General features: G+C 71.3%; 19 protein-coding genes. 7 read left to right on the forward strand and 12 right to left on the reverse strand.

Annotated elements, in window-relative coordinates:
* Nucleotides 1-18: 18 nt before the first annotated feature.
* The 3 genes from AWQ71_RS02480 to AWQ71_RS02490 are packed head-to-tail and all read left to right on the forward strand — an operon-like array spanning nucleotide 19 to nucleotide 1838.
* Entirely contained in the window at nucleotides 19-495 is a 477-nt protein-coding gene (locus AWQ71_RS02480; RefSeq protein WP_067125756.1) for a pyridoxamine 5'-phosphate oxidase family protein, read from the forward strand.
* Between the two features lie 46 nt (nucleotides 496-541).
* On the forward strand, nucleotides 542-736 hold the full coding sequence (locus tag AWQ71_RS02485; protein WP_067125758.1) for a ferredoxin: 195 nt from the start codon (nucleotides 542-544) through the stop codon (nucleotides 734-736).
* Nucleotides 737-752: 16 nt separating this feature from the next.
* The gene (locus AWQ71_RS02490) at nucleotides 753-1838 is read left to right on the forward strand and encodes a Zn-dependent alcohol dehydrogenase (protein ID WP_067125761.1); all 1086 of its coding nucleotides are present in this window, start codon (nucleotides 753-755) and stop codon (nucleotides 1836-1838) included.
* Nucleotides 1839-1980: 142 nt separating this feature from the next.
* Here the strand turns inward: AWQ71_RS02490 and AWQ71_RS02495 are convergent, their stop codons facing one another.
* The 8 genes from AWQ71_RS02495 to AWQ71_RS02530 all read right to left on the reverse strand — a co-directional run bounded on the left by AWQ71_RS02495 (nucleotide 1981) and on the right by AWQ71_RS02530 (nucleotide 11991).
* Nucleotides 1981-2988, reverse strand: coding sequence for a sugar phosphate isomerase/epimerase family protein (locus tag AWQ71_RS02495; RefSeq protein ID WP_067125763.1), 1008 nt, complete (start codon nucleotides 2986-2988; stop codon nucleotides 1981-1983).
* A gap of 73 nt (nucleotides 2989-3061) precedes the next feature.
* A complete protein-coding gene (locus tag AWQ71_RS02500; protein WP_245658071.1) occupies nucleotides 3062-4222 on the reverse strand; it encodes a Gfo/Idh/MocA family protein in 1161 nt (386 codons plus the stop codon).
* Nucleotides 4219-5283: a substrate-binding domain-containing protein gene (locus AWQ71_RS02505; protein ID WP_067125765.1), complete on the reverse strand. Its 1065-nt coding sequence runs from the start codon at nucleotides 5281-5283 to the stop codon at nucleotides 4219-4221. Before AWQ71_RS02505 ends, AWQ71_RS02500 begins: the two co-directional genes overlap by 4 nt.
* Before the next feature lie 146 nt (nucleotides 5284-5429).
* Nucleotides 5430-6416, reverse strand: coding sequence for an ABC transporter permease (locus AWQ71_RS02510; RefSeq protein ID WP_067125766.1), 987 nt, complete (start codon nucleotides 6414-6416; stop codon nucleotides 5430-5432).
* Nucleotides 6409-7941 (reverse strand): sugar ABC transporter ATP-binding protein, encoded by a 1533-nt coding sequence (locus AWQ71_RS02515; protein ID WP_067125767.1) that lies wholly within the window; start codon nucleotides 7939-7941, stop codon nucleotides 6409-6411. Before AWQ71_RS02515 ends, AWQ71_RS02510 begins: the two co-directional genes overlap by 8 nt.
* Nucleotides 7942-8023: 82 nt before the next feature.
* Entirely contained in the window at nucleotides 8024-9196 is a 1173-nt protein-coding gene (locus tag AWQ71_RS02520) for an ROK family transcriptional regulator (RefSeq protein WP_067126189.1), read from the reverse strand.
* Nucleotides 9197-9313: 117 nt separating this feature from the next.
* Nucleotides 9314-10492 carry a cytochrome P450 family protein gene (locus AWQ71_RS02525; RefSeq protein WP_067125769.1) on the reverse strand — a complete coding sequence of 393 codons (1179 nt, stop codon included), beginning with the start codon at nucleotides 10490-10492 and terminating at the stop codon, nucleotides 9314-9316.
* A gap of 29 nt (nucleotides 10493-10521) precedes the next feature.
* Nucleotides 10522-11991: an MFS transporter gene (locus tag AWQ71_RS02530; protein WP_067125771.1), complete on the reverse strand. Its 1470-nt coding sequence runs from the start codon at nucleotides 11989-11991 to the stop codon at nucleotides 10522-10524.
* Between the two features lie 143 nt (nucleotides 11992-12134).
* On the opposite strand from AWQ71_RS02530, the gene AWQ71_RS02535 reads away from it, so the two are divergent.
* Nucleotides 12135-12614, forward strand: a complete 480-nt coding sequence (locus tag AWQ71_RS02535) for a MarR family winged helix-turn-helix transcriptional regulator (RefSeq protein WP_067125773.1) — start codon at nucleotides 12135-12137, stop codon at nucleotides 12612-12614.
* Between the two features lie 73 nt (nucleotides 12615-12687).
* Here AWQ71_RS02535 and AWQ71_RS02540 read toward each other — a convergent pair whose 3' ends face one another.
* Nucleotides 12688-13584 carry an SDR family oxidoreductase gene (locus AWQ71_RS02540; RefSeq protein WP_067125775.1) on the reverse strand — a complete coding sequence of 299 codons (897 nt, stop codon included), beginning with the start codon at nucleotides 13582-13584 and terminating at the stop codon, nucleotides 12688-12690.
* Nucleotides 13585-13772: 188 nt separating this feature from the next.
* Here AWQ71_RS02540 and AWQ71_RS02545 point away from each other — a divergent pair, with 188 nt between their 5' ends.
* Nucleotides 13773-14831 carry an NAD(P)H-dependent amine dehydrogenase family protein gene (locus tag AWQ71_RS02545; RefSeq protein WP_067125777.1) on the forward strand — a complete coding sequence of 353 codons (1059 nt, stop codon included), beginning with the start codon at nucleotides 13773-13775 and terminating at the stop codon, nucleotides 14829-14831.
* Nucleotides 14832-14879: 48 nt separating this feature from the next.
* Here AWQ71_RS02545 and AWQ71_RS02550 read toward each other — a convergent pair whose 3' ends face one another.
* From AWQ71_RS02550 to AWQ71_RS02560, 3 genes are read right to left on the reverse strand one after another with little or no spacing between them, the layout of a single operon-like run.
* The gene (locus tag AWQ71_RS02550) at nucleotides 14880-15947 is read right to left on the reverse strand and encodes an MBL fold metallo-hydrolase (protein ID WP_245658072.1); all 1068 of its coding nucleotides are present in this window, start codon (nucleotides 15945-15947) and stop codon (nucleotides 14880-14882) included.
* 45 nt (nucleotides 15948-15992) lie between these two features.
* Complete coding sequence (locus AWQ71_RS02555) at nucleotides 15993-17282, reverse strand: MFS transporter (RefSeq protein WP_169806501.1); 1290 nt, start codon at nucleotides 17280-17282, stop codon at nucleotides 15993-15995.
* Nucleotides 17283-17286: 4 nt separating this feature from the next.
* Nucleotides 17287-17856 carry a helix-turn-helix domain-containing protein gene (locus AWQ71_RS02560; protein ID WP_067125785.1) on the reverse strand — a complete coding sequence of 190 codons (570 nt, stop codon included), beginning with the start codon at nucleotides 17854-17856 and terminating at the stop codon, nucleotides 17287-17289.
* A gap of 195 nt (nucleotides 17857-18051) precedes the next feature.
* Between AWQ71_RS02560 and AWQ71_RS02565 the strand changes: the two genes are divergently transcribed.
* A complete protein-coding gene (locus tag AWQ71_RS02565; RefSeq protein ID WP_084258360.1) occupies nucleotides 18052-20583 on the forward strand; it encodes a glycoside hydrolase family 9 protein in 2532 nt (843 codons plus the stop codon).
* 144 nt (nucleotides 20584-20727) lie between these two features.
* Nucleotides 20728-21369, forward strand: coding sequence for a B3/B4 domain-containing protein (locus AWQ71_RS02570; RefSeq protein WP_067125791.1), 642 nt, complete (start codon nucleotides 20728-20730; stop codon nucleotides 21367-21369).
* Nucleotides 21370-21487: the final 118 nt, after the last annotated feature.

Genomic DNA, 21487 nt, shown 5'->3' on the forward strand with positions numbered 1-21487 from the left:
CGTGTTCTACTTTGCAGCGTGAACCAGCGCTCCCGGATCGCGATGTCCGACGAGGAGGTCGCGGGACTCCTCGGCGAAGCCCGCAAGCTCCAGCTCGGCACCATCAACCCCGACGGCACCCCCCACATGGTGACCATGTTCTACGGCCTGGTCGGCGGGAAAATCGCGTTCTGGACGTACGGCAAGGCCCAGAAGACCCGCAACATCGAACGCGACCCGCGGGTGACCTGCCTGATCGAGGACGGCGACGACTACGCCGAGCTGCGCGGCGTCATGCTGTACGGCGTGGCCCGGCGGGTCGACGACCCGGCGGGCGTCCTCGGCATCGGGATGGAGGTCACCCGGCGGATGACCCGGATGGACGACGTCGAGCCGCTCCGGGCGTACGTCGAGCAGACCGGGCGCAAGCGCGTCGGCTACATCGTCGAGCCGACCCGGGTGGTCTCCTGGGATCACCGGAAACTCGCCGCGGTCCCGGGCCAAGGCTCCGGGTGATCCCTCCCCGCCCCCCGGAACAGCGGCCCCCGTCCAAGGAGATCCATTGAAGGTCAAAGTCGACGAGCTGGTGTGCGAGGCCAACGCGGTGTGCACCGGGCTGGCCCCCGAGGTCTTCGAACTCGACGACGACGACCGGCTGCTCGTCGTGCTACCCGAGCCGCCCGCGGAGATGCTCGCCCGCGTACGGCACGCGGTCCGTTCCTGTCCCAAAGCCGCCCTATCGCTCGAAGACGAGTAACCCCCCAGGAGGTCAAATGCGCGGAGCTCTGCTGCACGCGGTCGGCGACGACAAGCTGGACATCCGTGACGACTTCACGCTCGCCCCGGTCGGCCCCACGGACGTCCGCGTGAAGATCAAGGCGACCGGCGTGTGCCACTCCGACCTGTCGGTGCTCTCCGGCGTACTGCCCATGCCGCTGCCTGTGATCCCCGGGCACGAGGGCGCGGGCGAGGTCGTCGAGGTGGGCGACCACGTGACCTCGGTCCAGCCGGGCGACCACGTGATCATCAACTGGACGCCCGCCTGCGGCGACTGCGCCCACTGCATCGGCGGCCAGCCGCATCTCTGCATGACGTTCGTGATGAAGAGCTTCACGGACGCGCGCTTCCGGTACGGCGGCGACACCCCGGCGTTCGGCATGGCCGGCTGCGGCACCTGGGCCGAGGAGATCGTCGTCCCCTGGCAGGGTGCGATCAAGGTCGATCCCGAGGTGCCGTACGAGGCGGCCGCGCTGATCGGCTGCGGCATCACCACCGGCGTCGGCGCGGCGATCAACACGGCCAAGGTGCGGCCGGGCTCCACCGTCGCGGTCGTCGGCTGCGGCGGCGTGGGCCTCTCGGTGATCCAGGGCGCCCGGCTGTCGGGGGCGAGCACGATCCTCGCGATCGACCCGCTCGAGTCCAAGCACGAGCTGGCGAAGAAGGTCGGTGCCACGCACGCGATCACGCCGGACCAGCTCATGGACGCGCTCGGCACGCTGACCGGCGGCCAGGGCTTCGACTACGGCTTCGAGGTGGTCGGCAAGTCGGCGGCGATCATGACCGCCTGGCAGGCCACCCGGCGCGGCGGCGACGTGGTGATCGTCGGCGCGGGCGCCATGGACGACACGGTGCCGCTGACCGCCTTCAACCTGCTCTTCGAGGGCAAGAACGTCCTCAGCTCGCTCTACGGCGGCTCGGACGTGCGCCACGACTTCCCGTTCTTCGCCGGTCTCTACAAGGCGGGCAAGCTCGACCTGGAGAGCATGATCAGTTCCAGGATCAAGCTGTCCGACCTCAACGACGCCGTCGCGGCGCTCAAGAGCGGCGAGGTCCTGCGCCAGATCGTGGTCATGGACTGAACGCCGGCGATCGAGGCCCGTCCGGCACCCGGTGGTGCCGGACGGGCCTTACGGCGCCGCGGGCGCACTCGGTGGCGGACCAGGACGACGGGCAGGTCCCGGGCCGCCGGAACGAACCCGGCGGCCACTCACCGAGCAGGGGTCACTCGGAGGAGAACGCGGCGTCGAAGGACGCCTCCGGCGGGGTGATGGCGTTCAGCCGCCGGATGTACTCCAGGGACTCGGGAGCCCCGGCGAGGCGGTCCATGCCGGCGTCCTCCCACTCGATCGAGACCGGGCCGTCGTAGCCGATGGCGTTCAGCGCGCGGAAGCACTCCTCCCACGGCACGTCGCCCCGCCCGGTCGAGACGAAGTCCCAGCCGCGCCGGAGGTCGGCCCAGGGCAGATGGGACGACAGCCGGCCGCGGCGGCCGTCGCCCACCCGGACCTTGGTGTCCTTGCAGTCGACGTGGTAGATCCGGTCGGCGAAGTCGAGGATGAACCCCGCCGGGTCGACCTGCTGCCACACCATGTGGGAGGGGTCCCAGTTCAGCCCGAACGCCGGGCGGCGGCCGACGGCCTCCAGCGTCCGCACGGTCGTGTGGTAGTCGTACGCGATCTCGCTGGGGTGCACCTCGAGCGCGAAGCGCACGCCCACCTCGTCGAAGACGTCCAGGACGGGGTTCCACCGGTCGGCGAAGTCCCGGTAGCCCGCCTCGATCATCGACGGCGGGACGGGCGGGAACATCGCCACGGTGTGCCAGATGGACGAACCGGTGAAGCCGACCACCGTGGGGACACCAAGCTTGGCCGCGGCCCGCGCTGTGTCCTTCATCTCCTCGGCCGCGCGCCGCCGCACCTCCTCCGGCTCTCCGTCGCCCCACACGCGCGCGGGCAGGATGCCCCTGTGCCGCTCGTCGATCGGGTGGTCGCAGACGGCCTGCCCGACGAGGTGGTTGGAGACGGCCCACACGCCGAGGTTGTGCTTGGCGAGGACCTCCCGTTTCCGGTCCACGTACGTGTCGTCGGAGAGGGCCTTGTCCACCTCGAAGTGGTCGCCCCAGCAGGCGATCTCCAGGCCGTCGTATCCCCATTCGGCGGCGAGCCGGCACACCTCCTCGAAGGGGAGGTCGGCCCATTGCCCGGTGAACAACGTGATCGGTCGCGTCATCTTCGTTCCTCCCAATACGGGATTTCATGTGATGTCACGTGATGTAGGGAAACTTCAAGGGATGTCGGGGTGGTTACAGCGGTGTCCAGCGCGACTCGTTGGCCGCGCTCTCCTCGACGGCGGCCAGCACCCGCTGCACCCGCAGGCCGTCCTGGAATGAGGGCGACGGGTCGGTCCCGGCGGCCACGGCCGCGAGGAAGTCGCGCACCTCGTGCGTGAAGGTGTGCTCGTAGCCCAGGCCGTGCCCCGGCGGCCACCACGCCTCCAGGTACGGGTGACCGGGCTCGGTGACGAGGATCCGCCGGAACCCGGCGTCGGACTCGGTCTCGTCGTGGAACCACAGCTCGTTCATGGCCTCGAAGTCGAACGCCAGGCTGCCCAGGGAGCCGTTGACCTCCAGCCGGAGGGCGTTCTTGCGCCCGGTGGCGAAGCGGGTGGCCTCGAACGACCCCAGAGCGCCGCCGTCGAACCTGCCGATGAACAGGGCCGCGTCGTCGACGGTCACCTTCCCGCGCCCACCCGTACGGCTCCCGCCCGAGAGCCCGTCGGCGTCCTCGGCCAGCGGGCGTTCCTTGACGAACGTCTCGGTGATGGCCGAGACGCCGGTCAGCATCTGGCCGGTCACGAACTGGGCGGCGTCCACGATGTGCGCGCCGATGTCCCCGAGGGCCCCCGAGCCGGCCTGCTCCTTGCGCAGCCGCCACACCAGCGGGAACTCCGGATCGACGATCCAGTCCTGGAGGTACTGGGCACGGACGTGCCGGATCTCGCCCAGCCGCCCCTCGGCGACGAACCTCCTGGCCAGCGCGAGGGCGGGCACCCGGCGGTAGTTGAAGGCGACCATGCTGCGCACGCCGCGCGCCGCCGCCTCCGACGCCGCCGCGGCCATCGCCTCGGCCTCGGCCACGGTGTTGGCGAGCGGCTTCTCGCAGATCACGTGTTTGCCCGCCTCCAGCGCGGCGATCGCGATCTCCGCGTGCGAGTCGCCGGGCGTGCAGATGTCCACGACCTGCACGTCGTCGCGCCGGACCAGCTCGCGCCAATCCGTCTCGACCGCGGCCCAGCCCAGCTCGGCCGCGGCCGCCGCGGCGCGTTCCCGAGACCGGCCGGCGAGCACCGCCATCGACGGCGTCACCGGCAGGTCGAAGAAGGCGGTTACGTTCCGCCAGGCCTGGGAGTGCGCGCGTCCCATGAACGCGTATCCCACCAGGCCCACCCCGATCAGCGGCTTCACGATTCGAACCCCAGCGGGAGGTAGGTCGCGACGTTGTCCTTGGTGACGGTCTCGGAGGCGAGGGTGATCGACTGCGGGACCTGGTTCTCCGTCAGGTCGGACATGCCCTTGCCCTGGGCGATGAGCCGGGCCAGCTTGATCGCGGACGAGGCCATCGTCGGGCTGTAGGTCACCGTGGCGGCCAGCACGCCGGAGCCGGACTGGATCTCCCGCATGGCGTTCGCCGAGCCCGCGCCGCCCACCATGATGAACTCGCTGCGACCCGCCTCCTTGATCGCCGCCAGGACGCCGATGCCCTGGTCGTCGTCGTGGTTCCAGATCGCGTCGATCTTCTTGTGCGCCTGCAGCAGGTTCGCCGCGACCTCGGTGCCGGACTCGACGGTGAACTGGGCGTCCTGCTTGGCCGTGACGCTGAAGCCGTAGCTCTTGAGCGCGTCGGCGAAGCCCTTGCTGCGGTCCTGCGTGAGCGGCAGCGTGGCGATGCCCTGGATCTCGACGATCACCGGATTGGACACCCCCTTCTCCTTGAGCGTCTTGCCGATGTAGTGCCCGGCCGCGACGCCCATGCCGTAGTTGTCGCCGCCGATCCAGGTCCGGTACGACAGCTTGTCGGGGAAGACCCGGTCGAGGTTGACGACCGGGATGCCGGCGTCCATGGCCTGCCGGGCGACCTGGTTGAGCTGCTGGCCGTCGTTCGGCAGCAGCACCAGGACGTCGACCTTCGCCTGGATCAGGGACTCCACGGCGGAGATCTGCTGGTTGATGTCGTTGGTCGGCTCGACCGGCTTGAACACCACGTCGGAGTACTGCTTGGCGGCGGCCTCGGCGTTCTTGGCGATGGCCGCGATCCAGCCGTGGTCGGCGGCGGGCGCGGAGAAACCGATCGTCACCTGGGTGCCGGGCTGGTCGTTGCCGCCCGCGGCGGCTTCGGTCGTCGCCGCGGCCGCCGCCGCGCTGGGCTGCGCGGCCGGCTCGTTGCTGGTGCAGGCGGAGACGAGCGCTCCCGCGCCGAGTACGGCACCGCCGAGGAGGAATCCCCGGCGACCAGGGGTCTGGGTCATCGAATCTCCTTGTTCGTGGAGCCCCAGGGCGGCTCGCCCTTGGGGGGTGGGCGAATGGCTGGCTGAAGAAGAGGTGATCGAGGGCGTGCCGGGCCGGGGCCGCGAGTCGTCGCTCCCGGCCCTGGACGCTGTCGGAAGTGAGGGGGTCAGGTGCCGGTGAGCGCGCCGCGCCGCTGCATCAGCACGGCGACGACGATGATCAGGCCTTTCGCGATGAGCTGGTCGCTGGTGTTGAGCCCGTTCAGGATGAACAGGTTGGTGATCACGGTGAAGATCAGGAGGCCCAGGATCGAGCCGATGATGGTCCCCCGGCCTCCGCTGAGCAGGGTGCCGCCGATGATCACGGCGGCGATGGCGTCCAGCTCGTAGAGGTCGCCGTGCGTGGAGGATCCGGTGGTCGTCCTGGCCATGATGAGGACGGCCGCGATCCCGCAGCACAGGCCGGACAGCCCGTACAGCAGCATCGTGTGCCGCCGGACGTCGATGCCGGCCAGCCGGGCCGCCTCGGGGTTGCCGCCCACGGCGTACGTCCGGCGGCCGAAGGTGGTCCGGTTGAGCAGGATCCAGCCGAGCGCCACCACCAGGGCGAAGACGTAGACCAGCAGCGGCAGCCCGAGCACCCGGGTGGTGGACAGTTCGACGATCGCGGTGTTGGCCTGCTGCACCAGCTGGGTCCGCTGGCCGGACATGCGCTGGGCCAGTCCCCGGGCCGCCACCAGCATCGCGAGGGTGGCGATGAACGGCACCATCCGGCCGTAGGCGATGAGGAAGCCGTTCACCAGCCCGGCCCCCGTCCCCACCAGGACCGCGCAAAGGATCATGACCGCCGGGCCGTACGACTGGGTGGCCAGGGTGGTGGCCCAGACGGAGGAGAGCGCCATGACCGCTCCGACGGACAGGTCGATGCCGCCTCCGATGATCACGAACGTCATGCCGACCGTGATCACGCCGATGGTCGAGGCGAGCGCGAGGATGCTCACCAGGTTGGAGGAGGTGGCGAAGTTCTCCGGCCGGGTCGCCAGCCCGACGATCGCCAGGAGGACGAGCGCGGCGACGAGGCCGACATGCGGTACCTCCCCGATCCTCCCCAGGAAGGGCCTTCTCGCCACGTTTGTCGGGGTCGCCTCAGTCAACGCGGGACTCCTCGTTCGTCGAAACCATGACCAGGTCGAGGACGCGGTGCTCATCGAGCTCCACGGCGGGGGCCTCGTGGACGATCCGGCCCTCGCGGACGACCAGCACCCGGTCCGCGAGCCCGAGCACCTCGGGCACCTCGCTGGACACCAGCAGGACCGCCACGCCCTCGTCGGCCAACCGCCGGATGACGGCGTACAGCTCGGCGCGGGCGCCCACGTCCACACCGCGGGTCGGCTCGTCGAGCAGCAGCAGCCTGCGTGGCTCGACGAGCCAGCGGGCCAGCACGGCCTTCTGCTGGTTGCCGCCGGAGAGCGTCTTCACCGGCCGGCGCGGATCGGGCGGCCGGATGTCGAGGGCCTCGGCCAGCCGGGCCGCCTCGGCCGCCTCACGGCGCCGGTCCACCCAGCCGGCCCGCGCGTACCGGCCGAGCCCGGCGAGCGTGATGTTGCGGGTGACGCTCTGGTCGAGCAGCAGGGCCTGCGCCTTGCGCTCCTCCGGCGCGAGGCCCATGCCGAGCCGTACGGACGCGGCCGTCCGGCCCGGCGGCACGGCGCGGCCGTCGAGCAGGACCCGGCCGGACGCGCGGCGGGCGCCGTACACGGCCTCCAGGATCTCGGAGCGGCCGGACCCGACCAGCCCGGCCAGCCCGACAATCTCTCCGGCACGGACCGAGAAGGAGACGTCGGAGAAGACCCCGGGCACGGTCAGCCCCTCCACCCGCAGCACCTCGGGCCGCTCTCCGGAGGGCGCCGGGCGCGGCGGGAAGACGTACTCGACGTCACGGCCGGTCATCAGCGAGACGATCCGGCCGGTGGGGGTCGTGGCGGGCAGCCCCACCGCGACCGTGCGGCCGTCCTTGAGCACGGTGACCCGGTCGCCGATCTCGCGGATCTCCTCCAGCCGGTGCGAGATGTAGACCACGGCCACACCCTGGGCGGTGATCTCGCGGATGATCCGGAAGAGGTTGGCCACCTCGTCGTGCGAGAGCGCGGCGGACGGCTCGTCCATGACGATCAGGCGGGCGTCGTGCGAGAGCGCGCGGGCCATGCTGACGATCTGCTTGGCGGCCGGGGGCAGCCGTCCCACCTCGGTTCCGGGCGGGATCTCGCCGTGTCCGAGCCGCCGCAGCAGGTCTGCGGCGATCCGGTTGCTCTCGCCGCGCCGGGTGAACCCGAACGACGCCCGCTCGTGGCCGAGCAGGATGTTCTCGGCGACCGAGAGCCCGTCCACCAGGTCGAGCTCCTGGTAGATGGTCGCGATGCCCTGCCGCATGGCCGCCGTCGGGGTGGCCAGCCGTACGGACTCGCCGCCCAGCAGGACCTCGCCCTCGTCGGGCTGGTGCGCGCCGGAGAGGATCTTGATGAGCGTGGACTTGCCCGCCCCGTTCTGGCCGAGCAGGCAGTGCACCTCGCCCGCCCTGACTTCGAGGTCGACGCCGTCCAGGGCTCGTACGCCGGGGAACCGCTTGACGATTCCCCGCATGGTGAGCAGGGGTGCCGTGTCGGGGGGTGACGCCGGCATGGTGCCTCCAGTTGCTGCGGTGGGGCGTTACGCGTACGCGGTGCGCGTTCGTCGGGAGTCGGCGATGGGAAGGGACGGCCGGTTAACCGGCCGAGTAGACGTGATCGCTGATGAGCCGGGTCGCGCCGACGATCCCGGCGGCGTCGCCGAGCTCGGAGAGCACGATGGGCAGGTTGCCGGTCGCCAGCGGCAGCGACCTGCGGTAGACGACGCTCCTGATCTCCGCGAGCAGCACGTGCCCGAGCCGGGCCACGCCTCCGGCGATGATGACGAGCCCCGGGTTGAAGAAGCTGACCAGGCTGGCGAGCACCTGGCCGACCCGCCGCCCGCCGTCGCGGATGATCTGGATCGCCGCGGCGTCCCCCTGCGCCGCCGCGACCGCCACGTCCTGCGCGGTCAGCTCCCCGGCCGCCGCGAGCCGCTCCGCCAGGTACGGCGAGCCGCCCGACCGTGCGACGGCCGTCGCCTCCCGGGCGAGCGCCGCGCCGCCGAAGTACGCCTCCAGGCAGCCGGAGTTGCCGCAGGCGCAGATCGGGCCGTCGTCGTCCACCCTGATGTGGCCGATGTCGCCGGCGCTGCCGGAGACGCCGCGGTAGATCTTGCCGTCGACCACGATGCCGCAGCCGACGCCGGTGCCGATCTTGACGAGCAGGAAGTCGCCGACCTGCCGGGCCAGCCCGGCGTGCAGCTCGCCGAGCGCCATGATGTTGACGTCGTTGTCCACCAGGGCCGGGCAGCCGAGCTCCTCGCTGACCGCCTCCCTGACCGGGTAGCGGTCCCAGCCCGGCATGATCGGCGGGACGACGGGGACGCCCTCGGGGAAGCTGACCGGGCCCGGCAGGCCGATGCCCGCGCCGTGGAGCTGGCTGTACAGGCCCTGCTCTCGGAGCTTGCCCAGCAGGGTGACCGCCCGATCGAGCACGACGGCCGGGCCCTCCCGGATGTCGCACGGCTCGCTCAGATGCCCGAGGACGTTCAGCTCACCGTCGGTGACCGCGACGTCGACCGACGTCGCGCCGATGTCGATCCCGGCGAATCGCGTCTGCCGCGACAGCCGTACCTTGCCGGACCGCCGGCCGCCGCGTGACTCGGCGAGCCCGTCCGGCTCGACGAGGCCCAGCTCGATCAGCCGGTCGAGCTCAACGTTCAGCTTGGACCTGGACAGGTCCACCACATCGCCCAGCTCTGCCCGGGACCGTCCGCCCTCCCGCAGGAGCCGCAACAACATCGCCTGGTGCGCGTTCTCTGGCCGCATGCGCTTCACGAAGCCTCCGCATCGGAGTGAGATGGCGCGAACTTACCCCTCTTCTGCGGAACTGTGAAGACCTTTTCTACGTAGGCCGCATAACTTTCGTCGAAATCTGCAAAAGTCTCAGCCGCGCAGGCGCACCGGAAGGGTGGTCAGCCTGCTCCCCTGAATGCCGCCGAAGTCGGCCTGAAGGAGCTCGGCGTACGGCACGGCAAGCCTCGCGTGAGGGAAGTCGGCCCGGATCACGTCCACGACGACGCGCAGCTGCACCTGGGCCAAGTGCGCGCCGGTGCAGTAGTGGGGGCCCGCGCCGAAGGTGAGGTCTGGGCCGATCGAGCGCCGGGGGTCGGTGTTGATGCCCTGGATGTCGATGAGAATCGGAGAGCGGGCGGGGAGCCTCAGCCCGGCGAGGTCGATCTCGGCTGACGTGAAGCGCCAGAGGGTGAAGGGCGCCGGCGCGTGTTCGCGCAGCGTGTCGCGGACGAGGTCCTCGACCGCGGTCCCGTCCGCCACGGCGTGGTCTTCCCCGAAGAAACGTGCGAGCAGGAAGCCCAGCGACGGGTCGGTGGTCAGCTGCCCGGCGTAGATCAGGGTGAAGAGCAGGTAGTGAAGTTGCGATCGAGTGATCTCGCCGGGGACCCGGTCGCGGAGCTTGACGGCGAGGCCGTGGCGGCCCTCCTCCAGCGCGGCGGCGGCCAGATCGGCGAAGGCGGCCATCGCCATGCCGACCTCCTCGGGGTTACCGCTGTACATGCGGCGGCAGGCGGCGATGGCCTGATCGACGCGGTCGAGCGGGACGCCGAGCAGGTCGCAGATCACGGTAAGCGGGAACCGGGTGGTGAAGTCCGCCGTCAGATCCACCGCCTCGCCGGCCTCGCCGGTCTCGCCGGTCTCGCCGGCCACGCCGGCCAGCAGGGAGCGGGCGATCGCGGCGACCCTCTCGGCGTAGCCACTCATGCGCCGGGCGGTGAACAGCGGGGCGTGCGCCTGGCGCAGGCGGGTGTGTGCCGGGCCGTCGAAAGTCGTGAGTGACGGCTGGACGGCGGCGGCCGGTTCGAGCCCCGCGAGGCGCGGCTCCCAGTCGGCAGGGGCGAAAGCGGGGTCCTTGACGATGCGGGGATGGACGAGGGCCTCCCGGGCGAGCACGTCATCGGTGATGATCCACACCGGGCCGCCGGCCGGGGCCTGGGCCCGGACGATGGGACCCGCCGCGCGCATGGCGGCGCGGCCGGGATGCGGCTCGGTGAGCCCGCGGGTGGTGATCGCGAACGGGTCGATGGCGGCATCGGGCGCGGCGGTCATCGGCTCTCCCTCAGCGGTGGATCTCGCGGTCATGCGTGCGGCGCGTGCGCGCGAGCGGGGAGGAGGAACATCAGGGCGGCCGCGACGACGTAGCAGGCGATCTGCCACGGCAGGATCGCGGCCAGGCCATCCCCGTAGGCGGCGAGGGGGGTGGCTGCGCCGGTGAAGGAGCCTTCGACCCGGGCGAAGAACACGGCACCGAGGGCGGCGACGCCGAGCGCGTTGCCGAGCTGGGTGACGGTGGTGAGAACGCCGCCCGCGGCGCCGGCGTCCTTACCCGGCACGCCGGCGAGGACGACGTTGATCAGGGACGGGGCGGTGAGTCCCAGTCCCAGACCGCCGAGGAACAGCGGTGCGGCGAGGGCCCAGAAGGAGGGAGCGGCGCCGCCGCGGACGAGCAGCAGCAGGACGACCTGGGACGCGGCCAGGACCAGGGCGCCGGAGACGATCAGGGCGCGGCCGGCGCGGTGCGCGAGCTGGGCGCCGACGCCCGAGGTGACGATCGAGCCGACGGCGTACGGAAGGATCACCAGGCCGGTCTCGAGCGCGGTGCGGCCGGTGCCGAGTTGCAGGTAGAGGGACAACAGGAGGAAGAAGGAGCCGATCGCCCCGAAGAACAGCAGGCTCACCGACAGGCCGCCGGCGAAGGCGCGCACGCGCAGCAGGGCGGGGTCGAGGATGGGCTGACCGCCACGTGCGGCGAGCCGCCGTTCACGCAGGAGGAACAGGGCGGCGACGAAGATCGCGGAGGCGAGGATGGCGAACCCCCACCAGGGCCAGCCCCATTCGCGGCCCTGCACCAAGGGCAGGAGCAAAAGCACCGAGGCAGCCGCGGCGAGCATCGCGCCGGGCAGATCCAGACGGGCGCCGCCCGCCGCTGTGGACTCGGGCAGGAAGCGGATCCCGATGATCAGCCCGATGATCGCGATCGGCACGTTAACCCAGAAGACCGCCCGCCAGCCCAGGCCCAGCAGGTCGGCTTCGGTCAGGACCCCGCCGAGCAGCGGACCGGCCACGGAGGCCAGGCCCAGCACGGCGCCGTAGACGCCGAGTGCCTTGCCCCGCGCCTCCGGCGCGAACGAGGCGCGGATCACGCCGAACACCTGCGGGATCATCAGCCCGCCGGCCAGACCCTGCGCGACGCGCATGCCGATGAGCGCGCCGGATGTCGGCGCCAGCCCGCAGCCGGCCGACGCCAGCATGAACCCGCCCAGCCCCAGGAGGAACACCCGTCGGCGTCCGAACTGGTCGCCGACGCGGCCGCCGGTGATCAGACCCGCTCCGACGGCGAGGGTGTACCCGGCGAGCGTCCACTGCAGGGCAGCCTCGCCGGCGCCCAGGTCCGCGGCGATCTGGGGGGCAGCCACGCTGACGATCGTGGCGTCGAGCAGCTCCATGAAGGAGGCGATGAGGACCGCGGCCAGGACGACGGCCGCGGCCCGTCCGGACAGGGGGGCGGGAGTGGCGCCGCTGTTGCGGCGGGACGAAGTGGTGATCACGCTGAGCCTGCACTCCAGGATCGGACGAATGCGATATCATTGCTGCACAGAACAGCAGTAGCGATGCCGACTACTGCTCTATGCAGCAAACGCTAGCACGGGATTACTGCACAGGGCAGCGAATTGAGTGGGGTACAGCCACGATGACGGGGTCCGACCAGGACAGACGCGCACTACTCGACGAGCTCATCACGGCCGCGGTGCCCAGCTGGGCGATCCTGGTGGTCCAGCTCAACAACGTCGTGGCGGCCAGCCTGGGCGTCTCCGACACCGATGTGCAATGCCTGTACGTGCTGGACCAGCAGGGCCCCACGACACCGGGAGCACTGGCCAAGCGGGTCAACATCACCACGGGCTCGGCCACGCGCATGATCGATCGGCTGGTCGCCGCCGGCTGCGTGCGCCGCGTGCCGGCTCCTGGCGACCGCAGGCGGATCCTCATCGAGCCCACCAAGGAAGGCCTCGACAGAGTGCGGGCCGCCTACGCGGGGCTGATCGAACGGACGCGAGATGACGTGAGCGGCTACACCGACGAAGAACTCGCCGCGGTGCTGCGCTTCGTCAGAGCGGCCGAGCGCAGCACCGCCGCCGAGATCCACCGCCTCAAGTCGGCCGGCGACTGAGCGCGCGAGAAGATCCGGCCAGGGCCGGGGTTACAGCTTTCCGATACGGGAGGAGATCCGGCGAAGGCCGGGGTTACAGCATCGCCTGCATCGATGCGCCGCCCTGCTGTCCGAGGGTGGTGGGCCGGAGGTACGGCTCCTCGGCCATGACGGCCTCCCAGTTGTCGCGCACCGCCTCGGGGGTGATCGCGTCGTCCCGCCATCCGGGGCCCTCGGCGACGAAGATGCGGGCGACCCGGCCGCCGCCGACGGAGAACACCTCTCCGCTGGTCTCGCAGCTCTCGTGCGCGAGGTAGGCGACCAGCGGGCTGATCCGCTCCGGGGTGAACTTGGCCTCGAACTCGGCCGGGAGCAGTGTCTCGGTCATCCGCGTCCAGGCGATCGGCGCGATCGCGTTGGCCTTGATGTTGGCGCGGGCGCCCTCGATGCCGAGCGTCTTGGTCAGGCCGACCAGCCCCATCTTCGCGGTGGAGTAGTTGGCCTGGCCGAAGTTGCCGAACAGCCCCGCCGGCGAAGAGGTGTTGACGATACGGCCGTACCCCTGCTCCTTCATGTGCGGGAACGCGGCCCGGCTCACCAGGAACGCCCCGCGCACGTGGACGGCGATGACCGCGTCGAAGTCCTCGACGCCCATCTTCCCGAAGGACTTGTCGCGCAGGATGCCGGCGTTGTTGACGACGACGTCGATCCGGCCGAAGGCGTCGCGTGCCGCCTGCACGATGGCCTGGGCGCCCTCCGGGGTGGCGACGCTGTCCGCGTTCACGACCGCCTCGCCGCCGTTCTTGGTGATCAGCTCGACGACCTCCGCGGCCGGGCCGGTCGAGGCGCCGCTGCCGTCGAGCGCGCCGCCGAGGTCGTTCACGACGACCTTCGCGCCCCGCTCGGCGAGCAGGAGCGCGTGCGAGCGGCCGAGCCCGTGGCCCGCGCCGGTGACGATGGCGACCTTCCCGTCGAACCTGAGATCGGACATCCCGTCCCGCCCTTCCGAAGAGAACAACATTCTGGTGCCCGTGCAAACAATAACTCCCCCTCCCGTAAGGGACATCAGACGACAATCTGCCTTTGCAGATAGTGATCGACTCAGTAAATTTCTGCTATAGTCCTTGATCCCGCACGGGCATGGGTGAAAGCGACGGCACACCTGACGGGAGGCCCCCGATGCCCTCATCTCCACCGCTGCGCGTGGTCCAGTGGGCCACCGGCGCAGTCGGGGGGTACGCGCTCCGCGATGTGATCAACAGGTCGGACTTCGAGCTGGCCGGGGTCCTCGTCTACGACCCGGACAAGGTCGGGGTCGACGCGGGGGAACTGGTGGGCCTCGGCGCCACCGGGGTCCGGTGCACCGACGACGTCGACGAGATCCTCGCGCTCGACGCCGACTGCGTGCTGCACATGCCGCTCCCCGCCGCCTACTTCGGTGGTGATCCGGCGAGCGACGTGGAGGCCGTCTGCGCCCTGCTGTCCTCCGGCAAGAACGTCATCACCACCGCCGGATTCGTCTACCCCCGCGCGCACGGCCCGCGCCTGGTCGAGCGGCTGGAGACGGCGTGCGCGCACGGCGGGACGTCGCTGCACGGCACCGGCATCAACCCCGGGTTCATGAGCGACCTGCTGCCGCTCGCGCTGAGCGGGCTGTCCGGCCGCATCGACCACATCTACGTGCGCGAGTCGTCCGACTACCGGGGCCATCCGTCCCGCCAGATCGTCACGGACCTGATCGGGTTCACCCGCGAGCCGAAGGACTACGCCGCGACCGTCCGGCCGTTCCGGGCGTTCCAGCGGGCGCTGTTCTCCGAGAGCGTGCAGCTCGTCGCGCACGCGCTCGGCGTCGACCTCGACGACGTCGAGGAGAGCGACGAGTACGACCTGGCCGCCGACGAGTTCGAGATCGCCGCGGGGGTGGTGCGGCCGGGCACGGTCTGCGCGTCCCGGTGGGTCTTCAGCGGCCTGGTCAGGGGACGGCCCCTCATGACCGTCGAGTGCGTCTACAAGGCGGACGCCACTCGGGTGTCGCGGTGGGCCCCGCCGGGCTTCGCCGTCCACATCCAGGGCCGTCCCTCGATGGCGGTGGCGATCGACGAGGTGGAGCACGGCCTGGCCGGGGCGGCGGCGCACGCCGTCAACTCGATCGCCTCCGTGTGCGCCGCGCCGCCGGGCATCCGCACGGTCCTCGACCTGCCGCTCACCGTCGGACGCGGCACCGTACGGCTCGCCTGACGGGGCGTCGTTCCGGCGAAGTGACCGACCGGCCGAGGTCCGTGGCCCCTACTGGTTTTCCGCGAAAAGCCATACGTCGGGCTCGCCCGCGACCCGGGTCGCCAGGCCCCTGACCTCCAGCCACACCAGGTGGGCGAGGGTCTCGTTGGTCGCGGAGCGCCGCATGAACAGCGGAATCGTCTCCCACGGCCGCGACCAGGTGAGGCGGGTGGCCAGCTCCCAGCAGGTCACGCCGTCCGCCGCCTTGAGCACGGCCGCGACCTCGGCGAGCCGCTCCTCGTGGTGGCCGATCACGTAGTCCACCCGCTCCGACAGTTCCAGGAAGCGGTACTCGTGGGCGGGCAGCACCTCGTCCACGTCCAGCTTGCCGACGCTCCGCAGCGAGTCGAGGTAGTCCGCCAGCGGGTTGGCCGCCGACTGCGGGTGGACGGCCACGTGCGGCGTGATGCGGGGAAGCACATGGTCGCCGGAGAAGAGCAGCTTGCGGTCGGCCTCGACGAAGCACAGGTGGCCCGGCGAGTGACCGGGCGTCCAGAGGGCCTTCAGGTTCCAGCCGGGCAGGTCGAGGCGCTCGCCGTCCTCAATCAGCCGGTCCGGCACGGCCGTCGAGACGTAGCTGCGCATCATCATCGACGCCCCGGCGAGCTCCTGGGCCGTCAGGTCCGGCACGCCGCAGCGGAGCAGCAGCTCGCGCCCCCGGTCCGCGAGCTCCTTGATGCCCGGCTCGTCGTAGCGGTCGTGCACCAGCCGGGCGTCCTCGGGGTGCAGCCCGATCCACGCGCCGGACGCCTCCCGGAGCCGTCCCGCGAGGCCGTAGTGGTCCGGGTGGATGTGCGTCACCAGCACGGCCTTGATGTCGGTGACCGCGTATCCCGCCACGCCGAGGCCGGCGGAGAGCGCCTCGTACGCCTCGTCGGTGTTCCACCCCGCGTCGATGACCGCGACGCCGTCCGGCAACTCCATCGCGTACACCAGGACGTACCGCAGCGGGTTGATCGGGATCGGCACCGGGATCGACCAGAGTCCGGGCCGCACCCGCTCCACTTCGGGCAGCGCCCCTCCGTTCCAGGCCGCACGCTGCTGCTCGTTCGCCGCGGTCACCATCGGCTTGCTCATCGGCACTGCCCCTTTCGCCGGAACGATTCTGCCCCGGCTACCGAATCAAGTTCTAGTCGGGGCGGGTACGGGGGCCGTCCGACGGGCCGGGAGCCGTACGAACAGGAGGGACGAGACGAGGATCAGGACGGCCACGGCCGCCCAGGTGCCGCCGATGCCGAGGCCGGTGGTCAGCGGGCCCAGCCCGAGCGTGATCAGCAGGCCGCCGAACTGGAGCTGGAGGGAGTCCACGGACATCACCGTGGCGCGCCGGGCCGACTCCACCCGCAGATGGATCAGCTCGCCGCGGACCAGCTCCTCGACGGAGAGCGCCGCGAAGACGAGGAAGTACGCCACGCCCGCCGCGACGACGCCCGCCGTGCCGGACAGCGCGACCGACGCCGCCAGCCCGCCGAGCGACGCGGCGGCCACCGCGATCGCGGCGACCGCGGCGCGGGTGGACGTGCGGAGGAGCCGGGCCACGAGCGGGGCGACCGAGCTCCCGACGGCGTTCGCGGCGAAGCCGACGGCGGCCACGAACGCGTAGACCGTGCTCCCCGACTCCAGCCGGCCGGTGAGCTCGGCCAGCCGCACCGGCGTCAGCGTCTCGATGGCGGCCAGCATCATCCCGCCCGCCGCCGAGACCAGCAGCAGCCGGGCCAGGCCCCGGTCGCGCACCGCCATGTGGAGGCCGTCCCGGATCGTCAGCGGGACGTCCGCGAGGATCTCGCCGAACCGCGATCGGACCGTCCCACCGATCGACGCCGACCGCCGCGGCTCCGGCATCGCGACGACGACCGCGACGAGCGCGGCGGCCGCCGCGACCGCGCCGCACCACACCGGGACCGAGAGCCGCAGCACCTCGTCGCCGGGCAGCACCAGCGGCACGAGACCGCCCGCGAGCACCCCGCCGAGCAGGGCCGTCGAACTCGCGGCGGACCCCACAGCGAGGCCGGGCTTGAGATCGGCGTCCGGCCCCTCGGCCGCGTGCAGCGCGTCGACGTACCAGGCCTGGGCGGGGCCGCTGGACAGCGCCCGCGCGACGCCCTTGAACAGCGAGGCCACGAAGAACAGCCACACGGAGTCGGCCAGGGCCATCACGACGAGGCCGACCGCGCTGAAGCCGGTGCCGACCGCGAGCACCGTACGGCGCCCCACGACGTCGGCGAGCCCGCCGGTCGGCAGCTCCAGCACCACGATGGTGACGGAGTACACCGCACCCACCAGGCCGATCTCGCCCAGGTCGAGCCCCCTGGCGGACATCAGCAGCACCATCGGCGCCATCATGAGCCCCGGCGGCAGCCACATCAGGAACTGGACGAGGGCGTACCGCCGCCGCGCGCTCGCCGCGCTCACCACGTCACCCCACATAGCCGCGCACCGGGTGGGCGCTGACGAACACGGCCACGCGCTCGGTGTCGGGCGCGTCCTTGTCGCGCTCCTCAAGCTCCTGGACCATGGCGGAGACCCGCTCGTAGAGCATCGTGACCGAGGCGGGCGTGAGCCGCGCGATGTCGTCGGACATGCCGGCCGCCTCGATCCACTCCGGGCCGAAGGACGCGCTCTCCCGGTCGAACGACTCGACGGTGGACCTGAGCAGCTCAAGCTGCCTGCGGCGCATGAAGGAGACCGCCTCGCGCCCCTCGGGCGTGCCGGCCAGTTCGAGGTTGCTCCACGACGTGTACGCGTGAACCGCCCGCCAGCGGCGCTCGCGCCGGTCGCGCTGCTCGCTGTCCTCCTCGACGAAGCCGTACTTGGCGAGCTGGCGCAGGTGATAGCTGGTCGAGCCGGAGCTCTCGCCGAACATGGCGGCCAGCTCGGTGGCCGTGGCGGGCCCTTGACTCCGCAACGCGCCGAGGAGGCGGACGCGCAGCGGGTGGGCCACGGCCTTGAGCGCCCGTGGATCGGTGACATGGAAGGAGTCGTTCATGCTTCAGCATCTAACATCACAAAGAGAACTTTGCAAATATATCTTTGCGATTTGTGAAACTTTCACGGCCGTCCAGGCGCGGAGCGGCTCATCGCACGAGCCCCGGCCGCTGATCGTTGACGGAGCGGGAGAGGCCGGGCGACCATCGAGGCGCTTCCATTGGGAGCGCTCCCACACTCCCCCCAAGGATCCCCCGTGATCAGACGACTCAGCATCCTCGCCGCGGCGGCGCTGGCCGCGACCTGCCTCGCCGGCGTCCCCGCGCGCGCCGACGGCCCCGAGCAGATCCCCAACGGCACCTTCGACACCACGACCGAGCCCTGGTGGCACACCGATAACCTCACGTTCGAGCTCGACGGCGGACGCCTGTGCGCCGACGTCCCCGGCGGCACCGTCAACCCATGGGACGCGATCATCGGGATCAACGACATCCCGCTGGTCAAGGACGAGACCTACGCCTTCGGCTTCTTCGCCTCCGCCACCCCCGGCAAGGTCGTCAAGGCGCTGGTCCAGCTCCCCGTCGATCCGTACACGCAGTACCTCGCCGCCAACCCCGAGCTGAGCGTCTCGGGCAACGCGTACGCCTACACGTTCACCTCGCCGGTGGACCTCCCGAACGGGCAGGTCGCCTTCCAGCTCGGCGGCAGCGCCGAACCCTGGCGGTTCTGCCTGGACGACGTGTCACTCACGGGCGGCGCGGAGCCCGAGGTCTACACCCCGGACACCGGGCCGCGCGTCCGGGTGAACCAGGTCGCCTACCTGCCCGAGGGGCCGAAGAACGCCACCCTCGTCACCGAGGCGACCGAGGCGCTCCCCTGGCGGCTCAAGGACGCGCACGGCGCCACCGTGGCCGAGGGCCGCACCACCCCGCGCGGCGTCGACGGCAGCTCCGGCCAGAACGTCCACACCATCGACTTCGGCGCGTACCGCACGGCCGGCGAGGGCTACACGCTGAGCGCGGACGGCGAGACCAGCCGTCCGTTCGACATCGGCGGCGACGCGTACCGGAAGCTGAAGCGCGACGCGCTGAAGTTCTACTACACGCAGCGCAGCGGGATCGCGATCGACGACGCACTGCGCCCCGGGTACGGCAGGCCCGCCGGGCACGCGGGCGTCTCCCCCAACCGGGGCGACACCGCCGTGCCGTGCCGGCCGGGCGTCTGCGACTACACCCTGGACGTCTCCGGCGGCTGGTACGACGCGGGCGACCACGGCAAGTACGTCGTCAACGGCGGCATCTCGGTCGCCCAGCTCATGGGCGAGTTCGAGCGTACGAAGAACGCGCCCGCCGCCGCGCCCGTCGGCGGCCTCGACATCCCCGAGAGCGGCGACGCGGTGCCCGACATCCTCGATGAGGCCCGCTGGGAGCAGGAGTTCCTGCTGAAGATGCAACGCCCCGACGGCATGGTCCACCACAAGATCCACGACGAGAACTGGACCGGCCTGCCGCTGCTGCCGCACCTCGACCCGCAGAAGCGGGAGCTCCACCCCGTGTCCACCGCGGCCACGCTCAACCTCGCCGCCACCGCCGCCCAGGCCGCCCGGGTCTTCGCGCCGTACGACACCGCGTTCGCGGCGCGCAACCTGAGCGCGGCGAAGAAGGCGTGGGCCGCCGCCACGGCCCACCCCGGCATCCTCGCCTCGCCCTCCGACGGCGTCGGCGGCGGCACCTACGACGACCCCGACGTCAGCGACGAGTTCTACTGGGCCGCGGCCGAGCTCTACATCACCACCGGTGAGAAGGACTTCCGGGACTTCGTCCTCGCCTCGCCCCATCACACCGCCGACATCTGGGGCGAACGCGGCTTCGACTGGGGCCACACCGCCCAGCTGGGCCGCCTCGACCTCGCGACCGTGCCCAACGACCTGCCCGGCCGCGCCGACGTCCGCCGATCCGTCGTCGCCGGCGCGGAGAAGTACCTCGCCATCCAGAACGCGCACCCGTACGGCATGCCGTACAACCCGCCGACCTACGACTGGGGATCCAACGCCCTGGTCCTCAACAACATGATCGTCATCGCGGCGGCGTACGACATCACCGGCGACCTCGCATACCGGGACGGCGTGCTGCGGGGCGTCGACTACCTCCTCGGCCGCAACGCCCTCAACCAGTCGTACGTCACCGGCTACGGCGAGGTCGCCTCGAAGAACCAGCACAGCCGGTGGTACGCCCACTCGCTCAACGCCGACCTGCCGAACCCGCCGCCCGGGACGCTCGCCGGAGGCCCCAACTCCGGCGTCCAGGACCCGGTCGCGCAGGCGAAGCTGAAGGGCTGCGAGCCGCAGTTCTGCTACATCGACGACATCGAGGCCTGGTCCACCAACGAGCTGACGATCAACTGGAACGCGCCCCTCGCGTGGATCTCGGCGTTCGTCGCCGACCAGGGCGACGGCGCCCCGCCGGCCCCGCCCACGTGCAAGGTGGACTACACGATCCACGGATCGTGGCCGCAGGGCTTCACCACCCAGGTCACGATCAAGAACACCGGCGCCGAGACGATCGACGACTGGTCGCTCAAGTGGTCCTTCCTCGGCGGTCAGACGATCGCCCACGAGTGGAGCGCCGTCGTCTCCCAGAGCGGCGCGACCGTCACCGCCGCCGGCGAGTCCCACAACAGGAAGATCCGCCCCGGCCAGTCGGTGACGTTCGGCTTCAACGGCGTCGCCGCCCCCGGCGCCAACCCCGTCCCCGACCTGTTCACCCTGAACGGCGCCGCCTGCGCCTGATCCCCCGGCCCGGCCGTCGCCCCGTCCGCGGGGCGGCGGCCGTACCAGCGCCGGAAACAGACCAAGACATGTCACGCTTCGCGAGCAATCGATTCCGCTATGCCACGACGGGTGGGATGCCCCGTGGCACGTAGGCTGTACCGCATGATCGAGGCAATCCGGGTGGATGAGGCGGTCCGCGAGCTGCGGCCGGACTTCGCCGTCCTGACCGTCTGCGCGTACGGCCTGGGCAACGGCCCCAGTGACGAGCGGTCGCGCGGCTGGCTGGACGCGGCGGCGGAGGCGGCGCCCGAGCTCGACGACCCGAAGATCGAGGCGTGGCGTACGGCCTACCGGGCGTTCGGCGCCAAGCCGCAGCGCACCCGCCCCTCGGTGGACGCGCTGATCCGGCGGATGCCGCTCCCCGAGATCAACCTGGTGGTCGACGCCTACAACGCCGTGTCCGTACGGCACGGCCTGCCGATCGGCGGCGAGGACCTCGCCCACTACCGGGGCGCGGCGCGCCTGGTCCGGGCCGCGGGCGACGAGCCGTCCGACGAGGCTCTCGGCGACCCGGGCATCGGCGAGGTCGTCTGGCGGGACGACGAGGGCGTCACCTGCCGCAGGTGGAACTGGCGGCAGTGCGTCCGGACCCGCATCACGGAGGACACCGTGGACGCCCTGTTCCTCCTCGAACGCCTGGAGCCGCTCTCGCTGGACGAGCTGGCGGCCGCCGGAGACGAGCTGACGGCCCGGCTGGAGGAGATCACTCCCGGTGTTCGGATCGTGTCCCGCCTGGTCCGGTAACACCGATATGACCATACGGTAAGCATCGGCTCATCACCCAGATGGGCTACCCGGGCGTGACCTGTTTGGTCAGTCCTGGGAGGATAGGCCGGGACCTGCGACCGGACGGGCGCACCCC

This window comes from Microtetraspora malaysiensis, from assembly GCF_001528665.1.
Lineage (GTDB): Bacteria > Actinomycetota > Actinomycetes > Streptosporangiales > Streptosporangiaceae > Microtetraspora_A > Microtetraspora_A malaysiensis.

Bases quoted from the DNA above. Each gene is read 5' to 3' on its own strand.
- AWQ71_RS02505 (WP_067125765.1), bottom strand. From the start codon at position 5,283: ATGACCCAGACCCCTGGTCGCCGGGGATTCCTCCTCGGCGGTGCCGTA.
- AWQ71_RS02535 (WP_067125773.1), top strand. From the start codon at position 12,135: ATGACGGGGTCCGACCAGGACAGACGCGCACTACTCGACGAGCTCATC.
- AWQ71_RS02515 (WP_067125767.1), bottom strand. From the start codon at position 7,941: ATGCCGGCGTCACCCCCCGACACGGCACCCCTGCTCACCATGCGGGGA.
- AWQ71_RS02560 (WP_067125785.1), bottom strand. From the start codon at position 17,856: ATGAACGACTCCTTCCATGTCACCGATCCACGGGCGCTCAAGGCCGTG.
- AWQ71_RS02540 (WP_067125775.1), bottom strand. From the start codon at position 13,584: ATGTCCGATCTCAGGTTCGACGGGAAGGTCGCCATCGTCACCGGCGCG.
- AWQ71_RS02495 (WP_067125763.1), bottom strand. From the start codon at position 2,988: ATGACGCGACCGATCACGTTGTTCACCGGGCAATGGGCCGACCTCCCC.
- AWQ71_RS02520 (WP_067126189.1), bottom strand. From the start codon at position 9,196: ATGCGGCCAGAGAACGCGCACCAGGCGATGTTGTTGCGGCTCCTGCGG.
- AWQ71_RS02490 (WP_067125761.1), top strand. From the start codon at position 753: ATGCGCGGAGCTCTGCTGCACGCGGTCGGCGACGACAAGCTGGACATC.
- AWQ71_RS02570 (WP_067125791.1), top strand. From the start codon at position 20,728: ATGATCGAGGCAATCCGGGTGGATGAGGCGGTCCGCGAGCTGCGGCCG.
- AWQ71_RS02550 (WP_245658072.1), bottom strand. From the start codon at position 15,947: ATGAGCAAGCCGATGGTGACCGCGGCGAACGAGCAGCAGCGTGCGGCC.
- AWQ71_RS02525 (WP_067125769.1), bottom strand. From the start codon at position 10,492: ATGACCGCCGCGCCCGATGCCGCCATCGACCCGTTCGCGATCACCACC.
- AWQ71_RS02545 (WP_067125777.1), top strand. From the start codon at position 13,773: ATGCCCTCATCTCCACCGCTGCGCGTGGTCCAGTGGGCCACCGGCGCA.